This window comes from Frateuria hangzhouensis, from assembly GCF_026410505.1.
GTDB lineage: Bacteria > Pseudomonadota > Gammaproteobacteria > Xanthomonadales > Rhodanobacteraceae > Frateuria_A > Frateuria_A hangzhouensis.
The window spans coordinates 76,821-98,578 of record NZ_JAPMIU010000012.1 but is presented as its reverse complement, the minus strand read 5'-3'; the positions used below and the strand labels follow the sequence as shown (position 1 = coordinate 98,578).

Sequence of the window (21,758 nt, the reverse complement as noted above, 5' to 3'; positions counted from 1 at the left end):
ATCTGAATCTTTTCACACCCGCTCGTGTAAACGTCTTCACATTCAAGCGGGCGCAGCCGCCCGCATGCCACGCCGCCATGAAACGTCCAACGATCTCCCTGCGCCCCGTCGTACTGCTGCTCGCCGGCACGTTTGCCTGTGCAGTGGCCCATGCCGCGGAGCAGGCCGCGCGCGCGTCGCCCCGTGCCGTGGCGCCGTCGAACGCGCAACTGGCCTCGCCCGGGATCGAACAACGGGTCGAGGCGGTGCTCAAGCAGATGACGCTGGAGGAAAAGATCGGCCAGCTCGTGCAGTACAACGACCAGGGCTTCAGCGCGCCGACCACCGCCAACGGCGACACCGCACTCGCCGCCAACCCGGAAACCAAGACCGAGGTCGACGCCATGGCGCTGGCCAGGCAGGGCCGGCTCGGCTCGATGCTCAACGTGATCGGTGCCGAAAAGACGCGTGCCTTCCAGGAGGCGGCGATGCACAGCCGCCTGCACATCCCGATCCTGTTCGGCGCGGACGTGATCCACGGCTACCGCACCATCTATCCGGTGCCTTTGGGCCTGGCCGCGTCGTGGGATACCGCGCTGGTGCAGCAGCTTTCCCACATGGCCGCGACCGAAGCGACCACCGCCGGCGTGAAGTGGTTTTACTCGCCGATGGTGGATATCTCGCGCGATGCCCGGTGGGGTCGCTCGACCGAAGGCGCGGGCGAGGACCCGTACCTGGGCTCGGCGATGGCGCGCGCCTACGTGCGTGGCTACCAGGGCAACGATCTGTCCCGACCGGACAGCGTCGCCGCCTCGGTCAAGCACTTCGCTGCCTACGGCGCGGCCGAGGCCGGGCGCGAGTACAACACCACCGACATGTCCGACATCCGCCTGCGCCAGGTCTACCTGCCGCCGTACAAGGCCGCGGTCGAGGCCGGCGCGGCGACCATGATGAGCTCGTTCAATGCGCTCAACGGGGTGCCGGCGACGGCCGATCCGTACCTGATGGACGAGATCCTGCGCAAGGAATGGGGCTTCAACGGCTTCGTGGTCAGCGATTACACGTCGGTGATGGAACTGACCCACCATGGCATCGCGCTCGACGCCGCCACCGCGACGGAGAAGGCGCTGGAGGCGGGCGTCGAGGTGGATATGATGTCCCACTTCTACGACACCCAGATCCCGAAGCTGCTGGCCGCGCACAGGCTGTCGATGGCGACCGTGGACGAGGCCGTGCGTCGCGTGCTGCGGGTGAAGTTCGCGCTGGGCCTGTTCGAGCATCCCTACGCGCAGGGCGTCGAGGTGACGCACGCGGTGGCGGAGCATCGCCCGCTGGTGCGTCGCGCCGCCGAGGAGTCGTTCGTGCTGCTGCGCAATGCGCCGGTCGGTGGCACCGCGGTGCTGCCGCTGGGCAACGAGGTGAAGTCGGTGGCGTTGATCGGCCCACTCGCCGATGCCTCCAACGAGATGCAGGGCGCCTGGGGCGGGGCAACGCAGGCATCCGACGTGGTGACGTTGCGCCAGGCACTGGAGCGGCGCATGCAGCAGCGTGGCGGTCACCTGATGTTTGCGCATGGCACCGACATCCTGAGCGATTCGACCGCGGGCTTCGATGCCGCGCTGCAGGCAGCCCGGCAGGCCGACGTGGTGGTCATGGCATTGGGCGAATCGTCGGAGATGAGCGGCGAAGCCGGCTCGCGCGCCTACCTGGATCTGCCGGGCAACCAGCAACAACTGCTGGAGAAGATCGCCGCCACCGGCAAGCCGGTGGTGCTGCTGGTGTTCTCCGGCCGGCCGCTGGTGCTGGACTGGGCGGCCAGGCACGTGCCAGCGATCATGGCGGTGTGGTTCCCGGGAACAGAAGCGGGCAACGCCCTGGCCAACGTGCTGTTCGGCGACGTGGCGCCCAGCGGCAAGCTGCCGATGAGCTTCCCGCGCGCGGTCGGGCAGGAGCCGCTGTACTACGCCCAGTTCCCGACCGGTCGTCCCGCTGGGGCTGCGGACCTGTCCAAACCGCCCAGCGGGGGCGAAACGCGTTTCGTCTCGCGCTACATCGACGTGCCGAACGACGCGCTCTTCCCGTTCGGCTATGGATTGGGTTACACGAGCTTCGCCTATTCCGACGTGCGTGTTTCGCGCGCCACGCTGCCGCTGGCCGAGGCCAACCGTCCCGGCGCGAAATCATTGGTCACGGTCACGGCCACGCTGACCAACACCGGCAAGCGCGAAGGCACCGAGATCGCCCAGTTGTACGTGCGCAACCTCGGCGCCAGCGTCGAGCAGCCGGTGCGCAGCCTGAAGGGCTTCCAGCGCGTGACGCTGAAACCGGGTGAGTCACGGCAGCTGCGCTTCGAGCTCGGTTTCCCGGAGCTGTCGTTCTATGACGTGCACAGCCGCCAGGTGGTGGAACCCACGCACTACACGGTATGGGTCGGCGGCAGCTCGCAGGCGACGGAGCAGGCGGAGTTCGACGTTCGCCAGTAGCGGCGTAACGCGATCTCTCCTTGTAGGAGCCCACTCGTGGGCGATGCCCTCTCGAGCGATAGCCAGATCGCCCACCCATGGCCTACCAGCTGAAATCGGCAACCACGGGAAAGTGGTCGGACGGGTAGACCTTGCCGTCGTGCGTGGTGATCGTGCGCACGGCCTCGGCTTTCATGCCGCGGTAGAGGATCCAGTCGATGCGACGGTCCGCCTTGCCGGTGAAATTGTGGAAGGTGCCTTCCTGGCCTTCGCGCCGCGGTGCCGACGTGCGCGCATCGTGGAGGACTTCGGTCAGGGAAGCATGCGTCCTGCTGTCCGGCGTGGTGTTGAAGTCGCCGGTCAGGACGACCGGCACCGAGCCGGGCAACTGCGCCAGACGTTGCCGGATCTGCTCGGCGCAGCGCTCGCGGGTCGCCTCGGCCTCCTCGCCGTCGCGGTAGGGAAAGTGCGTGTCGTAGTAGTAGAACGCCTTGCCGCTGCGCCGATCCCGGAATTTCGCCCAGGTGACCATGCGGGGCATCAACAGGCCCGCGCCAATGCTTCCGGGCTTGTCCGGTGTCTGCGAGAGCCAGAAGTTGCCGGACTCGAGCACGTCCAGGCGCGTCTTGTCGTAGAACACGCCCATGTGTTCGTTGCTGTTCTTGTTGATCTCGTTGCCGTTGCGGCCCATGCCGAACCATGTGTAGTCCGGCAGGTGCTGCGCCAGGTAATCGCCCTGTGGCGAGAGCAGCTCCTGCGTGCCCATGATGTCCGGATGTTCCTGCTTGATGACCCGCACCATCAGGTTGCGTCGTTGGGGCCAGGCGTTGATGCCGTCATCCGCCTCGCCGTAGCGCACGTTGAAAGTCATCACACGAAGGTCGTGTGCGTCCGACGAAGCCTCGGCGCTGGCTATGCCCGACGCGAGCGCAAGCCCGGAAAGCAGGAAAATGCGCGACAGCAGACGCATGACAACTCCTGTGGGAAAGCAAATGACAAACCGAGCTGCGGAGCTGACAGGCAGCTTCACTTATCCCGAGTTCACGCGGCGCGAAACGCCATTGCGGAGATCCACGCGCCCGCCGCCAGCAGCAGCGGGCGCTAGGTGAGCCCTGGCTGGTGCGCGGCGGCTCAATCGCCGATGCGTCGCCAGACGGAGATGGGCACGTTGCCGTCCGGTCGCGGCGGCACCCGATAGCTGAGCGTGTCGCCCTTCAATTCGAAGGAGCGCCGTTGCTCCTGCCCTTCCCAATTGGGGAAGGAGGCACTTTCGATATGGAACACCAGTTCGTGCCGGTCCGCTTCGACCGCAAGCGTGCCGTAGTGGGTGCTCGAGCCCATCACCGCGGCCCGGTATTCCTGTGCGCTGGCCTTGGCCTTGGCCGGGTGGGCGAAGCGCGCGCGGTCGGAGCGGTAAAGCTGAAGCGAGTAGTGCCCCACGTGGTCGATCAGCAGCAGGCCCTTCGGCGCATCGCCGTAGTCGTGCGCGCGCGAGCCGTCCGGATGCAGCACGTCGGCTGCCACCAGCGTCCAGGTGCCGGCAAGCGGAACGTCGCCGCGGGCGTCGGTCGCGCTGGCGCCGGTGGTCCAAGCCAGGGTTGGCAGCAGAACGGCGGTGGCGGCAAGGCGGGAGAGTGTGCGGTGCAGGCTCATGGGTTTGCTCCTTCGGATCGGTGGCGCACTCGTGGGTTAGGCCTGGCCGATCGTAGGGCTTGCCGATATGCGGAAAAATCGAATAATTCAAGGCCAATACTTTCGAATGGCTTACCAATGTCGCTCCCCAATCTCGACATGGACGCCTTGCGCAGCCTGGTGGCGATCCTGCGCCTGGGCGGCCTGGCCCGCGCCGCGGAGCGGATCGGACGATCGCCCTCGGCGGTCAGCCAGCAGATGCGCAAGCTGGAATCGCAGTTGGGCGAGCCGCTGTTCCGCAAGCAGGGCCGCCGCGTGGTGTTGACCGAGGCGGGCGACCGGGTGCACGACTACGCGTGCCGCATCCTGGAGCTCAACGACGAGGCGATCCACGCGGTGCGCGGGGCGGCCATCGATGGCGTGGTGCGCTTCGGCCTGCCGGGTGATTTCGCCGAATCCTGGTTGCCGGTGGCGTTGGGGCAGTTCCGCAAGGCCTATCCGGCGGTGCGGGTGGATGTCCTGGTCGAACCCAACCGGCTGCTGCTCGAACGGCTCGACCGTGGCGAGCTCGATCTGGTGCTCGCCATGAACCAGGGTGGGCGCGCGGACGCAGAATGCCTGGCCACGTTGCCGATGGCCTGGATCGGACCGGCAGGCACGGGCGAGGTCGTGCGGCCCGCGACGGTGCTGGACCTGGCGCTCTACCAGCCGCCGTGTTTCTTCCGCAAGGCGGGTACGGCCGCGCTGGACCGGGCCGGCATCGCCTGGCGGCCGGCTTTCGTTACCGCCAGCCTGCACAGCCTGTGGGCCGGCGTGGCCGCGGGGCTGGGGATCACCGTGCGCACGGGCGGCGATCTCCCGCCCGCGCTGATGCGCCTGGACGAACGCCACGGCCTGCCGTCGCTGCCGGGCGTGGACCTGTGCCTGCATGCCGCCCCCGGCGCGCCGTCAGCGGCGCTGACACGCCTGCGGCAAGCAGTGGTGGAGCAGGCACGGACGCATCTGGTCCCGGCGGGTTGAAGCACTCATGGATGGGACGCGACTCACCGGACATGAGTCGTTAGCCGCTTTCCCTTCGCCGGTCATCGTCCCCGGTGGCGCATCCACCCTCCGGGGTGCGAACCCTGGCTACCTGCGAATCAGAAGTGGTACCAGCCGTAGTAAGCCGCGCTGCCCGCACCTACATCCCTCGTGGTGCCGGTCGCCAGGTCGACGACCTGCATCAGCGGCGCCAGGCCGGTCTGGTTGACCAGCAACCGCGTGCCGTCAGCCGACCAGTCGGCGACCGAGTAACCGGCATTGGGGTCCGGATCCGCGATCACCGCGTACATGTCGCTGCCGTCGGCATCCATCACGTACACCTGGTTGCCTCGATCGAAGGCGATCCTGCGCCCGTCGCGGGAATACTTCGGCGCACGGCCGGTCCCCAGCTCCGTCAGACTGCCGGTCACGAAGTCCACGTGGTACATCGGGGCGATCTGGTACCGGCGGGCGTATATCCCTGCCTTGAGGCCGGGCGCGACGGTCAACTCGGTCTGGTCCGGCAAGTGTTGCAGGGTGAGTTCAATGGCAGCTCCCGTGGCAACGTTCACCCGGTAGACGTGGGAAATCCAGTCGCCGTCCAGGCTGTCTCCCCAGGCTGCCGCTTCGAGGATCAGCCTGCTTCCGGCCGGATTCCACTTCGGGGTGGAAAGGGTCATCGGCTCGCTGGGGCGATCAAGAATGTGCGGGCAGAACAGGTCACGCTGGTCCTGGTTGTCCGCATGGGTAAGGGAGAGACAGAGGTTGTGGTCTCCCCGATCGGAAACAAACGCGATCTGCCCGCCGGGGCCCCACGACGGTTGCTGGTGAAGGTAGCTGCCGCCGGTGACCTGGCGATACGCTCCCTGGCGATCGGCCACGAAGAGCTGCGACTCGAGTGACCGGTCCGGGGCCGTGCGCTCGTAGACGACATGGCTGCCGTCGGGCGACCAGCCACCGGCGCGGAACTCGGCACCCGGCAGCGTGAACGTCAACGGCACAGTGTGTTCGCCGGACGGCTTGACTCGATACAGCCCCGAATAGGCCGAGCCGTCACCGGCCACGTAGGTGCGGGAAAACAGGATCGCGGCGGTGGATGCCGCCTGCGCGGCGGCCGCAGGTACTACCGCGGCGGCGGCAATGGCGACAAGAAGGGAAAGGATCGCTTGGCGTTTCATTTTGTGGTGCTCCATGTGTCCCGGGCACCACAGCGCGATGGGCAGCTGGCGCCCGCTGAGCCGATGGTGTTTACCCCGTAACCCCCGTGCCCGCGATCCTGCTACTGGTTTTGTGAAGACTCAGCCACGAGACAGCTTCCAGTCAGGGAGCGCGCGAGCCGGTTGAGCTCGATGAACGGACTCCCGGTTCGGCAACATGTCTGCGATAAACACCGTCGGCACACGGGTCAACCCTTTCCCGTTTCGTGTCAGCTGAGCCTCGGATCCGAGGTGAAGAAACCCGCCAGGTGTTCGACGAGTGCCCGTACGCGGGCGGGCAGGTAGTGGCGTTGCGACCACACCGCAAAGACCTCGCGCGACGGTAGCTGGCTGTCCGCTGACACGCGTACGAGGCGGCCTTCCTTCAGCGCGGCAGCACATTGGTGCAGCGGGCACAGCAGCAACCCGAGGCCGGATTCGGCCAACTGGATGGCGAGCGTCATGTTGTTCACCCGCATGCGTACGGCATCGGCCAGCCGGAGCAGGGGTTGCTCGGGACTGGGCAGCCGGGTGGGGTCGAGCGGTTCGGCCACCAGCACGCGATGTTGGTCCAGCGGCTGCCCCGCGGCGAGCGGATGCGCGGACAAGTAGCCGGGCGACGCCACCAGGCCGATCTCCAGCGTGCCAAGGCGCCGTTGCGTGAGCGCGGAGTCGCGCTGCCTGCCGACACGGATGGCCAGGTCCGCGCCGCTGCCGATCAGATCCTGCACCGCATTGCTCAGTTCCAGTTGAAGCGTGATCCCGGGATGGTTCTCCAGGAAGCTCGCCCACGCCGGCGCCAACGCGCCGATGGCCAGGCCCTCGGGCGCAAGGACGCGCACGGAACCGGCCATGGCGTGCATGGCGTCGTCGAGCGAGCGCGTGATCTGGCCGAGCCCATGGACCAGCGGACGGCACTGTTCGTAGTACTGCAGGCCTTCGGGCGTCGGCACCATGCGGCGGGCGCTGCGTTCCAGCAGGCGGCAACCCAGGTGTTTCTCGAGCCGCTGGAGCCGGCGCGTGACCGTTGCCGCGGGCAGGCCTTCACGGCGGGCGGCGGCGTTGAGACTGCCGCCCTCGACAATCGCCACGAACAGCGCAAGGTCATCGAGCATGATTGCAAATACGGAATTTGATATTCGAATCTTAGCTGTTTTTGTTCTGATCGCCGCTTCCTAGACTGCGCCCGGTTCCTCGATCACCTACCGGGAGTTCCTCATGAGCCTGTCGCCCCGCGTCGTTTCCGCTGCGTTGATGTCCATGCTGATGTCACTGTTCATGACTGGCTGGATCGGCTGGCTGCATGCTGGCTGGCCGGCCCTGGCACCGGTCCGGTGGGGCCATGCGTTCCTCGCGGCCTGGCCAGCTGCATTTGTGATGGTGATCGTCCTGGGCGTGCCGGTCGCCCGGCTGGTGCAATGGCTGGTGACGCCGCACCGGCAAAGCCGGGCTTGAGGCAAACGCTGCCACCTGGCCATGCCTTCCCGATGGACTTCCCGGGTGCGGTTCGCCAACCGAAAACCGCAAAAGACCGGGACTGGAAGATGAGCCGCCAGCGGGCGCCACGGGTCGTGGCCAGGTCAGCGCGCCCGTGGCGGCCAGGGATTTTGGCAACGCCGGCTCACGCGCGGGTACATGGACGCGTCATATGTTGCGCGCGAGGTTGTACAGGAAGCTCCGGTTGAAGCGGTTGGAGGGATACGACTTCTGGTCTCGGTAGTGGGGGTGGCCGGCGATCAGCGATATCAGGTTCGCGCCCTCGTTGCCGTCGATGGCGTACGTGCCGGTGCGCATGGCCCTGGCCGCGACGCGCTTGGCTTCCCGGTAGATGCCTGCGCCATCGTCGGTGTTGGCGCTCGATGGCACGGGGATATCGGGCGTGGTCCGGGCGTCGCCCAGGGTCCGGGTCAGGAAGAACGCCTGCGCAAGGTAGGCGACCGCCTCGTCCTCGAAGGCGGAGTGGCGGCCGATGGCGCGCATGTCCAGAACGGCATGGGTGCATTCGTGCAGGATCAGCCCCAGGTGGTGGAGCGAGGCGAAGTTCGCCGACGGGGAGATTTCCAGCCGATCCTGGTCCTGCCGATAGCTGGCAGCGGCGTCATCGTTGACCGCCGAGCCGAGCTTTATGTCGCCGCGGCTCACCGCGTCCGCGACGTCCTTGCGGTAGGCGTCCGGCCAGATCCTGTACGACTTGAACCTGAAGTTCACCGCGTTGATGGAGGGGTGGGTTTTCAGGAACCGGACCACCTGGTCGCGTACGTTCATCGGCTTTCTCCTTGGATGTCCGGACATCCGAACGCAGCCGGCCGTTGGAAGCTTGAGGCACGCCTGAGGAGATTCTTACGAAGCCTTACCCCGGGCAGCCGACGTTGGCGGCGCGGGCCGGTCCGGATGCGTGCCGCTCGGTCCGAGCAGCGACTCCACGTCGAGCACATCCACCCCCTGCATCAGGCCCAGCAGATTGTCGAACCACGGCTTGTGGCTGGCGCCGACGATGGCCAGCACGCGTGCGCCGGGGCGCTCCCGGAAAGCAGCGCGGATGTTCGCGACCATGCGCAGGTTGCGGGTTTCCCAACCGGCCACGTAGAGCTGGCCAAAATGCTCCGGCGAGGATTCGCGCAGCGCCGCGCGGAAGTCGCCCTCGATGGCCGTGCGCATGACATCGGGACGGTTGAGGTAGCGGTACAGCGCCAGCATGTCGCCCTGCTTGAAGAGTGCCTTCTCGCGCGCGCGCCGGGGCTGCGTTTCCGCTTTCGCCCCCGCCCAGGCTTGACGAAGGGCCGTGGCGAAGCCCTGCACGTCATCCACGTCGATGCTGTCGCCGGTATGGTCGTCGATCGGGAATACGCGCTGCAGGCCGAGTCGGGCGGCCAGGTGGGCGCCGATGGAGAACGTTTCGTCGTCGGCGGTGGCGAGTTCATCGAGCAGCGCGGCCAGCGCCGCGTCCACGCCGTCGCCGGCATGCCGCTCGGCTTCGGCCAGTTGCAGCCACTGGACCAGCGCGGACGCGCGGTCGTTGGCGGCCAGAAACAAGGCCGCCAGATGCCTGCGCCGAGACGGCGCCGGATGGGCCGGCCAGTCCGCCAGCGTGGCCTGCACCTGGGCGATCGCCGCCGGCACGTCCAGGCCGGTGGCCGCGTGTGCCTTTTCGGTCGCGTCGCAGTAGGTGGCGATGCCTTCGGCGGAATAGATGGTGGGGTACTGCGCCATCAGCTCGCAGCCGGCACCGGGGATCTGCTCGACCGTGATGACGTCCGGCCGGAAAGCGGCCAGCCGCTGCAACAACGGCTCCAGTGCACGCGGCTGCACGTCGCCGTGCATCTTGGCCAGATGCGCGCTACCCAGTACTGCCATTTGCGCCCGCGGACCGGTCATGCCCTTGTCGAGTCCGGACAGGTGCACTTGAGCCTGCACCATGCCCGTCCACGCCATGGCCGCGAGCCATCCGCACATCACCAATCGCTTGTTCATGAATCACCTCCGGGTATGGTCCAGCCGTGCGGAAGGCGTCCTTGGCGGCCGCCGGAGCGGCCTTCGCGCGGATACGCAAGCACGGATCAGTTGGTTGTCGTCGTGCGCGGCGCCGATCTCGCTGGTGGCGGTGGCGGGCGGCATTTGCCGATCGACGGACTTGCGCTTGCGAGATGCCAGGGCGGGATGCAGGGCTGTGTTGTGCATCGAACGCAGCGAACGACGTATTCCATCCTGTCGCGCTCCAATGCCGTCGGGCACGTGCGAGAAGTCACCGTGCGAGACCGGTGCCGCTCGTCGCGAGCAGGCGCTGTCCGCAGCGCGGGTCCGATGCGCCGCCTGCGCGACCTGCGATGCGCCATGCCGCGAGCGAAGCGGCGGTCGTGGCAAGGCGGCGCGCCGGTGGCTTGCCGGCGGCTGTGACTTGTGGCGTTTGATCGCCACCATGGCTCGCCCTAACCTCGTTTGCGTCTTTCCGAAGGAGCAGCGGTCATGCGTACGCTTCCTCTTCTTGCCGCGCTGCTGGCGGGTGGCATCGCCTGCGCCGCCGCCGGTGCCGCCGACGTCGCCAGGACGCCGCAGGCGCCGACGCACGATGTCTTCAACCAGGTGCAGCGGAACGCCTGGTATCTGCCGACAGCGGACCACGCAGCGAAGCTGTACGTGACCGAGGTGGGGCAGGGCGCGCCGGTGGTGTTCCTGCACGGCGGTCCGGGGCGCGACTTCCACTACATCATCGATGCACTGCGCCCGCAGTTGAGGCGGCATGCCTTCGTTCTGTACGACCAGCGCGGCAGCGTACTGTCGCCGGTGCCGGTGGAAATGGAAGGCAAGTTGACCATGCGACAGATGGTGGGCGACCTGGAGGCACTGCGGGTTGCGCTGGGTCGCGACCGGATGGTGCTGTTTGCCCACTCGTATGGAACCCTGTTGGCGATGGCCTATTACCGCGCCCATCCCACCCACGTGGAACGGCTCGTGCTGACGGCTACCTTGCCCCCGGTAATGGACGAGGCCAGTCTGGAGCCGCACGAAAAGGCCCTGGAAAAACGAGAGACGGCGATGATGTCGCGCGAAGACGACATCGCACGGGTGCTGGCCGAGGCGGACCTGCCGTCAGACAAGAGCCAGGACACGCCGCGACAGGCAAGGATGCGGCTCAGGATCAGGTACAACGCGCCGCTGGATCTCGTGCATCTGGATCGCTGGCACCAACTCACCAGCGGGGGTGCCTATTACAACCGCAACGTGGGTGCCTCGATCGCCGCCAGCATGCCCACCTGGGACATCCGTCCGGCGCTCGAATCGCATCCGGTGCCGATTACGGTCATCCAGGGCGACCGCGACTACGTCGATCCATCGGCGCGGTCCTGGTCAGCCCTTGCAGAGGCCGGAAAGGTCCGCCTGCACGTCATCCACGATGCCGGGCACTGCGCCTGGATCGACCAGCCGCTGGCCTTTGCCGAGGCGCTGCGTGAAGGACTGGATGGACGCTGATGGCATGCCCGGGGGCTGCAGGTGGCGCTTGCCGATCGCGAACCCCGGGACGCGTTCGAGCCGGCATGGGTGACCTCATGCGCTGCGTCGACGTTTACAGCTCGCGGTCGACGGTCGAACCGCTGGATCCCGGCAGCATGCGTGGCGGCCCCGACCCAGCGATGCGATGTTTCGCGTCCCAGAAACCGCGGCGAGCCCGCCTCACGCATCCATTCGCCAGCCGACGGTTTCGCCCGCGCGCATCGGCACGCCGGGCACGCCACCGAAATCGAACTCCTCGGGCACGGTCCACGCTTGCTTGCGCAAAGTAATGGTGCCGGCGTTGCGGGGCAGGCCGTAGAAGTCGGCACCGTGGAAGCTGGCGAAGGCTTCCAGCCTGTCCAGCGCGCCCGCGGCCTCGAAAGCCTCGGCATACAGCTCGATGGCGGCGTGCGCGGAATAGATGCCGGCGCAGCCACAGCTGCTTTCCTTCGCATGGCGGGGATGCGGCGCACTGTCGGTGCCCAGGAAGAAGCTCGGGTCGCCGCTGGTGGCCACCTCGACCAGCGCCTGGCGATGGCTTTCGCGCTTGAGTACCGGCAGGCAGTAGCTGTGCGGACGCAGTCCGCCGGCGAAGATGGCGTTGCGGTTCATCAGCAGGTGCTGGGGCGTGACAGTGGCGCCGACGTGCGCCGGCGCGTCGCGCACGAACTGGGCCGCCTCGCGCGTGGTGATGTGTTCGAGCACCATGCGCAACGCCGGGAAGTCGCGCAACAGCGTGGTCAGGTGGCGCTCCACGAACACCGGTTCCCGGTCGAACACGTCGACCGCCGGGTCGGTGACCTCGCCATGCATCAGCAGGGGCATCTGGTGCTTCTGCATGGCCTCGAACACCGCGTAGCAGCGGCGCAGGTCGCTGACGCCGCTGGCCGCGTTGGTGGTGGCGCCGGCCGGGTAATACTTGACCGCGTGCACGAAACCGCTGGCGCGCGCCTGGGCGATGTCGTCCGGCGTGGTGGCCTCGGTCAGGTATAGCGTCATCAATGGCTCGAAAGCGACGTCCGCAGGCAGCGCGGCAAGGATGCGCTCGCGGTAGGCGCGTGCCAGCGCCACGGTAGTCACCGGCGGCTTCAGGTTGGGCATGACGATGGCGCGCGCAAAGCAGCGGGCGGTGTGCGGCAGTACGGCGGCCAGCAAGGCACCGTCGCGCAGGTGCAGGTGCCAGTCGTCGGGACGGGTCAGGGTGATGTGGTCGGTGCTCATGCGTGCAGTTTAACGGGAAGGGGCGCGGTTTTCGGGCGCGCATCCGGCACGTCATGCCGGTACGGCGGGGCTTTCCCTGCAAGACGCCGAGGTTCGCGAGACGCTGATGGCGCTTCGCTCGAGACCGCGCGCCCGCGCGCCATGCGGTTCGATCCACCATGCATCTCTTCGCGCATGCGCTCACGCCTCATTTCAGCCTGCCCGGTAGGCTGCATCGCGCTGGAAGGTGGCTGGGACAGGTCGGGGCTCGTTCCCGCGACCGCGGAAAGTCGACCTGGCTCGCGCATCGGCAAGGTGGATTCCCGCCCGCGTGGAGCGCGGACGTCCGTCTGCGACAAAGTCGCTGCACCGGGCCGGATGGCGAGACGTTCGCGCGGGTTGCCCGTGCGAATACCATCGGCGCGTGGAACGCCGCGCGCAGGTGCTGCCGGTTCCGGAGGGTTGCATGACCTGATGCGGCCCGCTTCTGCTTGTTTCCCTGGTTCCGACGGAGTCGCCACGCACGCAATGAACGGCATGTTCCATTCGCTCAGGAGCTACAACTACCGGCTGTGGTCCGTCGGCGCGCTGGTGTCCAACGTGGGCACCTGGATGCAGCGCATCGGGCAGGACTGGCTGGTGCTTACCGTGCTCACCCACCACAACGCGACCGCGGTGGGTACGGTGATGGCGCTGCAGTTCGGTCCGCCACTGTTGCTGTTGCCGCTTTCCGGCTTTGCCGCCGACCACATGGATCGGCGCAAGCTGCTGTTGTGGACCCAGGCCGCTTCCGGAGTGCTGGCGCTGGGCCTGGGCCTGCTCACCGTTTTCGGCATGGTGCAGCTCTGGCAGGTGTATGGCTTTGCCCTGCTGCTGGGTTGCGTCACCGCGTTCGACGCGCCCGCACGGCAGGCGTTCGTCTCGGATCTGGTCACCGATGACGTGCTGGCCAACGCCGTGGCGCTCAACTCGGCCTCCTTCAATGCGGCGCGAATGCTCGGCCCCGCGGTGGCGGGCGTATTGATTGCCGCGGTGGGCGAGGGCTGGCTGTTCCTGATCAACGCCGGTTCCTATGGTGCGGTGCTGGTATCGCTCTGGTTCCTGCGCTTGCACGAGCTGCATACCGAAGCGCGGCCCGAACGCACGCGCGGCAGCCTGTTGGCCGGGTTTCGCTACGTGTGGCTGCGACCCGACCTGGTCGCCGTGCTGGTGATGCTCTTCCTGCTCGGCACCTTTGGCTTCAACTTCGCCATTTTCATTTCGACCATGTCGGTCACCGTGTTCCATGGGGACGCCAGCCAGTACGGCCTGATGACGTCGGCGATGGCCGCGGGCACGATGTGCGGCGCCCTGCTTTCCGCCCGCCGCCAGTTCCCGGGGATGGTGTTGATGGCCGCTTCCGCAGCGGCCTTCGGTGCTTCCGTGGCGGTGGCTGCGGTGATGCCTACCCCGTTTCTGTTTGCTGCCGTGTTGTTTTTCGTCGGACTGGCTGCGCTCACCTTCATGACCGGCAGCAACTCCATGATGCAACTCACCACCGAGCGCGCCATGCGCGGCCGGGTGCTGGCGCTGCGCATTGCGGTGGTCATGGGTGGCACGCCGGTCGGAGCGCCGCTGGTAGGCTGGGTGGTCGATCATTTCGGCGCTCGCTGGGCGCTGGGTGTCGGCGCGCTGGCGGGCCTGGCGGCGGCCGCGGTGGCGCTGGGTTATCTCGTCAGGCATCGCCAATTACGGTTGCGCTGGGCTCCCGGACGATTGCGCCTTGTCATCCACCCCGCGCCGGAGGACATCACGGCCGCTCGCGTGGCGGCGGGGGAGCGGGTGACCTGACGCGGTCTGGAACCGCCTTGTGGCGGTTGCCGCGACCGATGCGTGCGATGATGTTCACAGGTTGGTGGGCAAACGTCGCATTCGCGCACTGCCGGGAATTCGCCAGCCGGGAAATTGGGTTTGATCGGAAGACTATATGAGCCAGAACGGTAACTACCTGCCCGACGTCCGCACGCAATACGAACAGTATCCCTATCCCGAGCGCGATCCGCAGGATGAACGCAAACGCCTGATCGTGTCGCATCAGGCGCGGCTTGATTCGGTCAATCACCATTGCTTCAACGGTCGCCAGGATTTCGCGAACGGCTTTCGCGTGTTGAGCGCCGGCGGCGGAACGGGCGACGGCTTGATCGCCTGGGCAGAACAGCTGCGCGACAAGCCCGGCGCGCGCGTCACCTATCTGGACATGAGCACGGCCAGCGCCCAGATCGCCCGTAAACGAGCGGAGGTCCGCGGGCTGCAGAATATCGACTGGATCGAAGACAGCATCCTGAATTTGCCCAACCTGGACGTGGGCCTTTTCGACTTCATCGACTGCACCGGCGTTCTGCATCATCTGGAAGACCCGGACGCGGGGCTCAGGGCGCTGTTGTCCGTGCTGAAACCGGGCGGAGCGATGTTCGTGATGGTCTATGCGACGTACGGGCGCACCGGCATCTATCAGGTTCAGAACCTGATGCGCATGATCAACGGCGAAGAAGACAGCGCTGCCGTCAAGATCCGCAATACGCGGGAGGTGTTGAACAGCCTGCCTGGCCAACACTGGTTCAACGCCGGTCAGCGGTTTCTCGGTGGGTACAGCGACCTGGGCAACGATGCCGGCACTTTCGATCTGTTCCTGCACACGCAGGACCGGGCATATTCGATCCTCGAGGTGCACGACTGGCTGGAGCGCTGCGGCATGAAACTGGCCAGCGAACCGGGGACGTACTACCGCCAGCTGCAGTATCTACCCGAAACTTTCCTGAAAGACCGCGCGCTTCTGGAAAAAATCGGCAAATACCCCCTGAAGCAACAACAAGCGATCGGCGAAGCCCTGTCGGGCGAAATCTTCAAACACGAGTTCTATGCCGTCCGCCATGACGCAGCCGAAACCGTTGCCCGCCTGACCGATGAGGGCATGGTCCCCTGGTCGGGTATCGGGCATGTCCTGCCTTTGGACCAGCTGGCGAACATTGCAGAAGCCCAGAACGACGCCTTTACCATCACGCTGGATCAGTTTCCGGACAAGCCGCGCTTTTCCGTGGCCAAGGGCACCTTTGTCGCAAGCCTGTTGCGCGCCATCGACGGAACTCGCACGGTCGACCAGATCGTCACCGCCGTGGCGGAAAAACATGCGAATACATCACGGGACGCGATCATGGCTGATTTCGAAAGGCTCTTTATCGGTATGAATCGCGGCCACGTCATGTATCTGCGGCATGAGTCCGTTGCGCCGTTTACGCCGTTGCACGAATTGATGAGCAAGGCCGGCTAGCCTTCCAATAAGAAGCATCGACGGGGTCGCAACACAAGATCGGCAAGAGCAACGGAAGTGCGCTTTTGGGGGCGATACTGCCTTTTGCACATTCGGTCACCGGGCCATCAGTACGGGTGCTGCCGGTAAAACTGCTCGAGCTGCCGATAGACCTCCGGCAAGTGCTCCCGCAACGCCGACGGCTCCTCGAAAAACTGCTCGCTGACGACCGCGAAGAACTCGGCCGGGCTTTCCAGACCGTAAGGGTCGATGGGCAACGCAAGCCCCTGGTCATGGTCATCGCGCAGGCGATCCCACGTTTCCGAGAAGACTTGCGTCCACACATGGCGGTCCATGCGCCGGTGCAGGGGCGGAAAGCCGTTGGCGTCCCCGTTGAGCATGTCGAGCTTGTGCGCCATTTCATGGATGACCACGTTATGCCCCGGCATCTTTCCGGCACGGAGCACGTCCGTCCACGACAGGATCACCGGCCCGCGTCCCCATGCCTCGCCGGCCATCACCGAGCTGGTCTCGTGGACCACGCCTGCCTCGTCGGTGTGCGTGCGCCGCGGTATGAAGGCGTCCGGATACACGATGACGCTGTGCCAGCCGTCGTACCAGTCCAGGCCCAGTTTCAGGATCGGGATGCAGGCATGGGTCGCGAGCAGGACGCAATCGGCCTCGTCGAGCTCCAATCCCTGCACGGGCTCGAGTGACTTGTTGTCCAGGAACAAAGTGGCCAATACGCGCAGCGCGGCCTGGTCGGAAGCACCCAGCCGGCGGGCCGGGGCGCATCGGCGAAGCGCGTCCCGCCACAGCGGCTCGGCGATGGGGCGACGGGCGACGATATGCCGTACGCGCCAGTTTCTGATCTTGTCGAGCATGGCCCACGCGGGGGAGTCCTGGAACCCCAAGCATCTGGGCGATATACGCTTTCTCAAGAACCGCCGCGCCAGGCGCCTGCCTGGCGTGGGCAACGATGCGCACCACTTCGCATGAGCGCACTATGCTGTCCATCTCTCCCGAAGGAGCGTTTGCGATGCGGCGGATGCGCAGGATTTTCTTGTCCGGCCTCGTCATCGCGTCGGCGGCGATCGGGCTTGCCCCGGCAGCCGAGCCGGCTGCCGCGATCCGCGTGGATCATCACACGCACCTGAACTCGCCGGCGATCCAGGCTTTCGTGCCGAAGTTTTGTCAGAGCATCCGCCGCTACGGAAAATGCGATGCGGCACTGACGACCCCGCACTCGCCCGCGGACCTGCTGGTCGCGATGGACAAGGCAGGCATCGAGCGCGCACTGGTGCTGTCGACGGGCTATCTCCCGCAGAGCCCGATGATGGATCCGCCGCCGACCAATGCCGCGCAGCTGATGCGCGCGGCCAACGACTGGACGGTGGGCCTTGCCCGCGATCACCCGGACCGCTTCCGCGCCTTCGTTGCCGTGGATCCCCTGCGACCCACGGCGCTTGCGGAGATCGCCCGCTGGAAGGGCAATCCCGCCGTCGCCGGGTTGAAGCTGCATTTGACGAGTTCGGGCGTGGAGCTGCGCAACGACGCGCATGTTGCGGCGCTTGCCCGCGTGTTCCGCGCCGCCGCGAAAGCCCATTGGGCGATCGTGGTTCATCTGCGCACGCAGCGTGGCGACTACGGCGCCGCGGACGTGCAGCGCTTCGTCAGGGATGTCCTGCCGGCGGCGGCAGGCACGCCGGTGCAGATCGCGCATGCCGGCGGATGGGGCGGCATCGACAAGGCGACCCTGTCCGCGCTGGGCGCATTTGCCCATGACATGCAAGCCGATCCGCAGGCGTTCCGGCACGTATGGTTCGACCTTTCCGGCGTGTGGACGGGCAAGACGCCATCGGCCGACAAGCGCGCCTTCGTGGCGCTGATCCGCAAGATCGGACCGCGCCATTTCCTGCCGGGCTCCGACTGGCCCTATAACGGCACGGACCTGGCCGATTACTACGGCCGCATCTATCCGCAACTGCCGCTGACACCGACCGAATGGGCGGTCATCCGGAGCAACGTCGCGCCCTATGCGCGCTGAAAAGCGGAACCCGGGCGGCGTCTGATTTCCGCGTGGGTGGACTCGGCTGCCGTACCGTGTTCTCTCTGCGCTTAGGGACAGCCGCGCGCGGAGAGGCTGGCCGCGGCCCGTGCGGCCCGGGGGGGCGCGGTGGGCGGTGCGGTGCGGCGCAGCAGGATCGCGCACAGCGCCAGCGCGGTGACCACCGCGGCCACCAGCATCGGCAGCGCGAACCCGTGGCTGCGCTGGGCCAGCCGGGCCGCTACCACCGGGCCGAGCATCTGGCCGATGCCGAGCAACGTGGTGAGCACGGCGATCAGGCGGGTAGGGTCGGTCGGCGCCAGCAGGCGTGCCTCGCGCATCACCAGCATCACGAACGGCATGATCACCGCGCCGATCAGCACGGTGCCGATGCCCAGGCCGAGGACCGTCGGCCAGCTGACGCACAGCACGATCCCGGCAAGCATCGACGTGCAGCACGCGGCGAGCAGGATGCGGTTGTCCAGGCGCGGCGGCAGTTTCGGCATCGCCAGGGTGGCGATCATGGTCGCGCCGCCGAACAGCGGCCAGAACCATTCGCGCAGCGCCGGCGAGCGCAGGTGTTCGACTGCGATCAGCGGCAGGAAGGTTGCGGGCACGACGTAGGCGAACCCCATCAGGCCATAGGCCAGCGCGAGCGTCCATGCCGGCCCGGAAGGTCCGTGCATCGCCGGCATGGCGCGGGCCGAGGGGATCGGCGGCACCGGCGCGGGGTCGTCGAGCGTTCGCCACACCGCCGCCGCCAGCGGCATGCAGAGCAGGCCGAAGCCGATCCACAGGGCGCGCGAGGTGACGCCCAGCGGCGCCAGCAGCGCGACCAGCACGCCGCTGGCGACGATGCCCACGCCGGTGCCGCTGAACAGCACGCCTTCCAACGACTCACGCCCCTCGGCGCGCAGCCGCAGCATGCTCCAGGCGATGCCGTGGACGGTCAATGCGGCCGAGGCCAGCCCGCCGAGCAGGCGCCAACCCAGCCAGGCGGCAACGCCGGGCGTCAGTCCCATGCCCAACGTCGATACAGCCACCCCGAACAACCCGGCGCGGATCGCCAGCCCCGCCCGCATCGGCAGGAACACGCACAGCAGCGCACCGGCGAGGTAGCCGGCCAGGTTGATCGAGGCCAGCCAGCCGCCCGCGGCCAGCCCCAGGCCGGCATCGGCCTGCATCAACGGCAGCAGGGGAGTGAGCAGGAAGCGGCTGATGCCCATGCCGAGGGCGAGCATCACCATGCCGGCGAGCGCGGTGCGCGGTGCGGATTGCATGAAGCACTCCGAAAGCGGGTTGGGGCGCTGATGCTAGGCGCCGGCATTCATCGGGTAAAATGAATTATTCGGACCATTTACATCGGAATCTTCGATCTATGGAACTTCGCGAACTCGAGACCTTCCGCGCGGTGGTCGAGGCCGGCGGCATCGGCCGTGCCGCCGATCGCCTGAACCGCGCGCAGTCGAGCGTGACCGCGCGCATCCGCCAGCTGGAGGCCTCCCTGGGCGTTCCGCTGTTCGATCGCGAAGGGCGCGGCCTGCGCCTGACCGCGGCTGGCGACGCGTTGCTGGGCTATGCCGATCGCTTGCTCGTGCTTGCCTCGGAGGCGCGCGCCGCGGTACGCAACGATGTCGTCGGCGGACGCCTGCGCCTGGGCGCGATGGAAAGCGTCGCCGCCAGCCGGCTGCCACTGCCGCTGGCGGCCTTCCACCGCGACCATCCGCAGGTATCGGTGGAGTTGCAGACCGCGCCGTCGCGCGAACTGATTGCACGCGTGCAGGCGCGCGCGCTGGACGCGGCGGTCGTCGGCGACGAGGTCGACGACGAGCGCTTCCTGCGCGTGCCGCTGTACACCGAGGAACTGGTGCTGGTCGGCCCGGCCGGACACGCGCTGCCGCGCGAGCCGGCGCGGCTCTCAGGCAGCACGTTGCTGGTCTTCCATGGCAACGGCTGCGCTTACCGGCACCGGCTCGAGCAGTGGCTGCAGTCCAGGCGCGCGGTACCCGGCCGCGTGCTGGAGTTCGCCTCCTACCACGCGATCTTCGCCTCCGCGGCGGCGGGCGTGGGAATCAGCCTGGTGCCGCGCTCGGTGCTGGACATCTACCCGCAGCGCGACGCGTTGTCCATCGGCCGGATGCCCGCACAGCTGGCGCGCATCCGCACCGCGCTGGTGATGCCGCGCGGCCACCACGTGCCGGCGCTCACGCAGCTCGCCAACTCCCTCCGGGAGGACGCGCGCAGGGCGTCACGCGGCAGGTAATGCCGGCATCGGCGCGGATACGGCGACCTCCGGGGCTCAACCTTCGCCCATGCCCTCGGCCGGTTCCGGTGCGCTGCCCGCGCGGACCTTGTCTTCGATCCGCTGGCCGATCGTGGCGTCGACGCTCTTCCAGTAGGCGAAGGCGCGTTCCAGCACCGGGCTGCGCACGCCGCCGAGCAGGCTGCCGGCAACCTGGTCCACGAACTGGTCGCGCTGGGCGTCGTTCCACACGTCGCGCACGAGCGTGCCGGCCTGGCCGAAGTCGTCGTCCTCGGCGTGCAGGGTGTAGGCGCTGCGTACCAGCGGGCCGTCGGCCTCCCAGCCGTCGTCCACCGGCCCGGTCTGGTCCGACCAGCTGCGCCCGCCGCTGTTGGGCGCATACACCGGCGCGCTGCCGCTGTGGTGATAGGCCATCTGGCCGTCGAACATGTAGGTATTGACCGGCACCTTCGGCTGGTTGACCGGTAGCTGGTGGAAGTTGGTGCCGATACGGTTGCGCTGGGCGTCCGCATAGGCGAACGCACGGCCCAGCAGCATCTTGTCGGGCGAAAGGCCAATGCCCGGCACGGTGTTGCCCGGCGAGAACGCGGCCTGCTCGATCTGCGCGAAGAAGTTCTCCGGATTGCGGTTGAGCGTCAGCGTGCCGACCTTGATCAGCGGGTAGTCCCCGTGCGGCCAGACCTTGGTCAGGTCGAATGGATTGAAGCGGTAGTTCTTCGCCTCGGCGTAGGGCATGATCTGCACCGACAACTCCCACGAGGGGAAATCACCGCGCTTGATCGCGTTGAACAGGTCGCCCCGGTGGTAGTCGGCGTCCTGGCCGGCCATCGCGGCGGCCTCGGCATTGGTGAAGAACGCCATGCCCTGGCGGGTGTGGAAGTGGTACTTGACCCAGAACTTTTCGCCGGCCGCGTTGATCCACAGATAGGTGTGCGAGCCGTAGCCGTTCATGTGGCGCCACGTGCGCGGCAGGCCGCGCTCGCCCATCACATAAGTGACCTGGTGCGCGGATTCCGGGTTGGACGTCCAGAAGTCCCATTGCATGTGGTTGTCGCGCAGGCCCGAATCCGGCAGGCGCTTCTGGCTGCGGATGAAGTGCGGAAACTTCATCGGGTCGCGCAGGAAGAAGATCGGCGTGTTGTTGCCGACCAGGTCGTAGTTGCCTTCTTCGGTGTAGAACTTCAGCGCGAACCCGCGCACGTCGCGCCAGGTATCCGGGCTACCCATCTCGCCGGCGACGGTGGAGAAGCGTGCCAGCACATCGGTGGACGCGCCCTTCCGGAACAGCGCCGCCTTCGTGTATGCCGACACGTCTTCGGAGACTTCCAACACGCCGAACGCGCCGGCGCCCTTGGCGTGCGGCTGGCGCTCGGGCACCTTTTCGCGGTTGAAGTGCGCCATCTGCTCCAGGAAATGCACGTCGTGCAGGAGGACCGGGCCATCGGCGCCGATGGTCAATGCGTTGCGGTCGCTGATGGCGGGTGCGCCGGTACCCGTGGTCGAGCCGGCTTCGGGGCTTTTTCCGGATGTGGACATGGGCGTTTCCTCCAGTGGCTGTGCGTCGTGCGATATGTTGAGCGAGTCTGCCGGCACGGCCGCGTGTAGGCCATTCGGTTTTTCCGATCGCGGCGATAGGCGGCACCTTCCGGGTGCTCGCGGAATGGGCCGCGCGGATGCCGAAGGC

General features: G+C 67.1%; 18 protein-coding genes. 8 read left to right on the top strand and 10 right to left on the bottom strand.

Features of this window, described 5'->3' with window-relative positions; translation table 11 throughout:
- Positions 1 to 77 precede the first annotated feature (77 nt).
- Complete coding sequence (locus OSC30_RS13370) at positions 78 to 2,462, top strand: glycoside hydrolase family 3 N-terminal domain-containing protein (protein WP_267172364.1); 2,385 nt, start codon at positions 78 to 80, stop codon at positions 2,460 to 2,462.
- Between the two features lie 82 nt (positions 2,463 to 2,544).
- Here the strand turns inward: OSC30_RS13370 and OSC30_RS13365 are convergent, their stop codons facing one another.
- Positions 2,545 to 3,411: an endonuclease/exonuclease/phosphatase family protein gene (locus tag OSC30_RS13365; protein ID WP_267172363.1), complete on the bottom strand. Its 867-nt coding sequence runs from the start codon at positions 3,409 to 3,411 to the stop codon at positions 2,545 to 2,547.
- A 161-nt stretch (positions 3,412 to 3,572) separates the two neighbouring features.
- On the bottom strand, positions 3,573 to 4,094 hold the full coding sequence (locus OSC30_RS13360) for a lipocalin-like domain-containing protein (protein ID WP_267172362.1): 522 nt from the start codon (positions 4,092 to 4,094) through the stop codon (positions 3,573 to 3,575).
- 117 nt (positions 4,095 to 4,211) lie between these two features.
- On the opposite strand from OSC30_RS13360, the gene OSC30_RS13355 reads away from it, so the two are divergent.
- Positions 4,212 to 5,093, top strand: coding sequence for a LysR substrate-binding domain-containing protein (locus OSC30_RS13355; RefSeq protein WP_267172361.1), 882 nt, complete (start codon positions 4,212 to 4,214; stop codon positions 5,091 to 5,093).
- A 119-nt stretch (positions 5,094 to 5,212) separates the two neighbouring features.
- Here the strand turns inward: OSC30_RS13355 and OSC30_RS13350 are convergent, their stop codons facing one another.
- Both OSC30_RS13350 and OSC30_RS13345 read right to left on the bottom strand, forming a co-directional pair.
- Positions 5,213 to 6,271, bottom strand: a complete 1,059-nt coding sequence (locus tag OSC30_RS13350) for a TolB family protein (RefSeq protein WP_267172360.1) — start codon at positions 6,269 to 6,271, stop codon at positions 5,213 to 5,215.
- 248 nt (positions 6,272 to 6,519) lie between these two features.
- Positions 6,520 to 7,404: a LysR family transcriptional regulator gene (locus OSC30_RS13345; protein ID WP_267172359.1), complete on the bottom strand. Its 885-nt coding sequence runs from the start codon at positions 7,402 to 7,404 to the stop codon at positions 6,520 to 6,522.
- 103 nt (positions 7,405 to 7,507) lie between these two features.
- Between OSC30_RS13345 and OSC30_RS13340 the strand changes: the two genes are divergently transcribed.
- On the top strand, positions 7,508 to 7,744 hold the full coding sequence (locus OSC30_RS13340; protein ID WP_267172358.1) for a DUF2798 domain-containing protein: 237 nt from the start codon (positions 7,508 to 7,510) through the stop codon (positions 7,742 to 7,744).
- Positions 7,745 to 7,933: 189 nt separating this feature from the next.
- Here OSC30_RS13340 and OSC30_RS13335 read toward each other — a convergent pair whose 3' ends face one another.
- A complete protein-coding gene (locus OSC30_RS13335) occupies positions 7,934 to 8,554 on the bottom strand; it encodes a hypothetical protein (protein ID WP_267172357.1) in 621 nt (206 codons plus the stop codon).
- A 75-nt stretch (positions 8,555 to 8,629) separates the two neighbouring features.
- Complete coding sequence (locus OSC30_RS13330; RefSeq protein ID WP_425474755.1) at positions 8,630 to 9,745, bottom strand: DUF5694 domain-containing protein; 1,116 nt, start codon at positions 9,743 to 9,745, stop codon at positions 8,630 to 8,632.
- Positions 9,746 to 10,252: 507 nt separating this feature from the next.
- On the opposite strand from OSC30_RS13330, the gene OSC30_RS13325 reads away from it, so the two are divergent.
- Positions 10,253 to 11,257 (top strand): alpha/beta fold hydrolase, encoded by a 1,005-nt coding sequence (locus OSC30_RS13325; protein ID WP_267172355.1) that lies wholly within the window; start codon positions 10,253 to 10,255, stop codon positions 11,255 to 11,257.
- Positions 11,258 to 11,458: 201 nt separating this feature from the next.
- Here OSC30_RS13325 and pyrC read toward each other — a convergent pair whose 3' ends face one another.
- Entirely contained in the window at positions 11,459 to 12,499 is a 1,041-nt protein-coding gene (gene pyrC, locus OSC30_RS13320; RefSeq protein ID WP_267172354.1) for a dihydroorotase, read from the bottom strand.
- A gap of 507 nt (positions 12,500 to 13,006) precedes the next feature.
- Here pyrC and OSC30_RS13315 point away from each other — a divergent pair.
- Positions 13,007 to 14,308 (top strand): MFS transporter, encoded by a 1,302-nt coding sequence (locus tag OSC30_RS13315; RefSeq protein ID WP_267172353.1) that lies wholly within the window; start codon positions 13,007 to 13,009, stop codon positions 14,306 to 14,308.
- 136 nt (positions 14,309 to 14,444) lie between these two features.
- Complete coding sequence (locus OSC30_RS13310; protein ID WP_267172352.1) at positions 14,445 to 15,785, top strand: class I SAM-dependent methyltransferase; 1,341 nt, start codon at positions 14,445 to 14,447, stop codon at positions 15,783 to 15,785.
- Between the two features lie 107 nt (positions 15,786 to 15,892).
- On the opposite strand, the gene OSC30_RS13305 is transcribed toward OSC30_RS13310, so the two are convergent.
- On the bottom strand, positions 15,893 to 16,648 hold the full coding sequence (locus tag OSC30_RS13305; protein WP_267172351.1) for a M90 family metallopeptidase: 756 nt from the start codon (positions 16,646 to 16,648) through the stop codon (positions 15,893 to 15,895).
- A gap of 179 nt (positions 16,649 to 16,827) precedes the next feature.
- On the opposite strand from OSC30_RS13305, the gene OSC30_RS13300 reads away from it, so the two are divergent.
- Entirely contained in the window at positions 16,828 to 17,811 is a 984-nt protein-coding gene (locus OSC30_RS13300; protein ID WP_267172350.1) for an amidohydrolase family protein, read from the top strand.
- 71 nt (positions 17,812 to 17,882) lie between these two features.
- Here the strand turns inward: OSC30_RS13300 and OSC30_RS13295 are convergent, their stop codons facing one another.
- Positions 17,883 to 19,091 (bottom strand): YbfB/YjiJ family MFS transporter, encoded by a 1,209-nt coding sequence (locus tag OSC30_RS13295; RefSeq protein WP_267172349.1) that lies wholly within the window; start codon positions 19,089 to 19,091, stop codon positions 17,883 to 17,885.
- Between the two features lie 98 nt (positions 19,092 to 19,189).
- Between OSC30_RS13295 and OSC30_RS13290 the strand changes: the two genes are divergently transcribed.
- On the top strand, positions 19,190 to 20,074 hold the full coding sequence (locus OSC30_RS13290; protein ID WP_267172348.1) for a LysR substrate-binding domain-containing protein: 885 nt from the start codon (positions 19,190 to 19,192) through the stop codon (positions 20,072 to 20,074).
- Positions 20,075 to 20,110: 36 nt separating this feature from the next.
- On the opposite strand, the gene OSC30_RS13285 is transcribed toward OSC30_RS13290, so the two are convergent.
- Complete coding sequence (locus OSC30_RS13285; protein WP_267172347.1) at positions 20,111 to 21,610, bottom strand: catalase; 1,500 nt, start codon at positions 21,608 to 21,610, stop codon at positions 20,111 to 20,113.
- Positions 21,611 to 21,758: the final 148 nt, after the last annotated feature.

Bases quoted from the DNA above. Each gene is read 5' to 3' on its own strand.
- OSC30_RS13370 (WP_267172364.1), top strand. From the start codon at position 78: ATGAAACGTCCAACGATCTCCCTGCGCCCCGTCGTACTGCTGCTCGCC.
- OSC30_RS13365 (WP_267172363.1), bottom strand. From the start codon at position 3,411: ATGCGTCTGCTGTCGCGCATTTTCCTGCTTTCCGGGCTTGCGCTCGCG.
- OSC30_RS13360 (WP_267172362.1), bottom strand. From the start codon at position 4,094: ATGAGCCTGCACCGCACACTCTCCCGCCTTGCCGCCACCGCCGTTCTG.
- OSC30_RS13355 (WP_267172361.1), top strand. From the start codon at position 4,212: ATGTCGCTCCCCAATCTCGACATGGACGCCTTGCGCAGCCTGGTGGCG.
- OSC30_RS13350 (WP_267172360.1), bottom strand. From the start codon at position 6,271: ATGAAACGCCAAGCGATCCTTTCCCTTCTTGTCGCCATTGCCGCCGCC.
- OSC30_RS13345 (WP_267172359.1), bottom strand. From the start codon at position 7,404: ATGCTCGATGACCTTGCGCTGTTCGTGGCGATTGTCGAGGGCGGCAGT.
- OSC30_RS13340 (WP_267172358.1), top strand. From the start codon at position 7,508: ATGAGCCTGTCGCCCCGCGTCGTTTCCGCTGCGTTGATGTCCATGCTG.
- OSC30_RS13335 (WP_267172357.1), bottom strand. From the start codon at position 8,554: ATGAACGTACGCGACCAGGTGGTCCGGTTCCTGAAAACCCACCCCTCC.
- OSC30_RS13325 (WP_267172355.1), top strand. From the start codon at position 10,253: ATGCGTACGCTTCCTCTTCTTGCCGCGCTGCTGGCGGGTGGCATCGCC.
- pyrC (WP_267172354.1), bottom strand. From the start codon at position 12,499: ATGAGCACCGACCACATCACCCTGACCCGTCCCGACGACTGGCACCTG.
- OSC30_RS13315 (WP_267172353.1), top strand. From the start codon at position 13,007: ATGAACGGCATGTTCCATTCGCTCAGGAGCTACAACTACCGGCTGTGG.
- OSC30_RS13310 (WP_267172352.1), top strand. From the start codon at position 14,445: ATGAGCCAGAACGGTAACTACCTGCCCGACGTCCGCACGCAATACGAA.
- OSC30_RS13305 (WP_267172351.1), bottom strand. From the start codon at position 16,648: ATGCTCGACAAGATCAGAAACTGGCGCGTACGGCATATCGTCGCCCGT.
- OSC30_RS13295 (WP_267172349.1), bottom strand. From the start codon at position 19,091: ATGCAATCCGCACCGCGCACCGCGCTCGCCGGCATGGTGATGCTCGCC.
- OSC30_RS13290 (WP_267172348.1), top strand. From the start codon at position 19,190: ATGGAACTTCGCGAACTCGAGACCTTCCGCGCGGTGGTCGAGGCCGGC.
- OSC30_RS13285 (WP_267172347.1), bottom strand. From the start codon at position 21,610: ATGTCCACATCCGGAAAAAGCCCCGAAGCCGGCTCGACCACGGGTACC.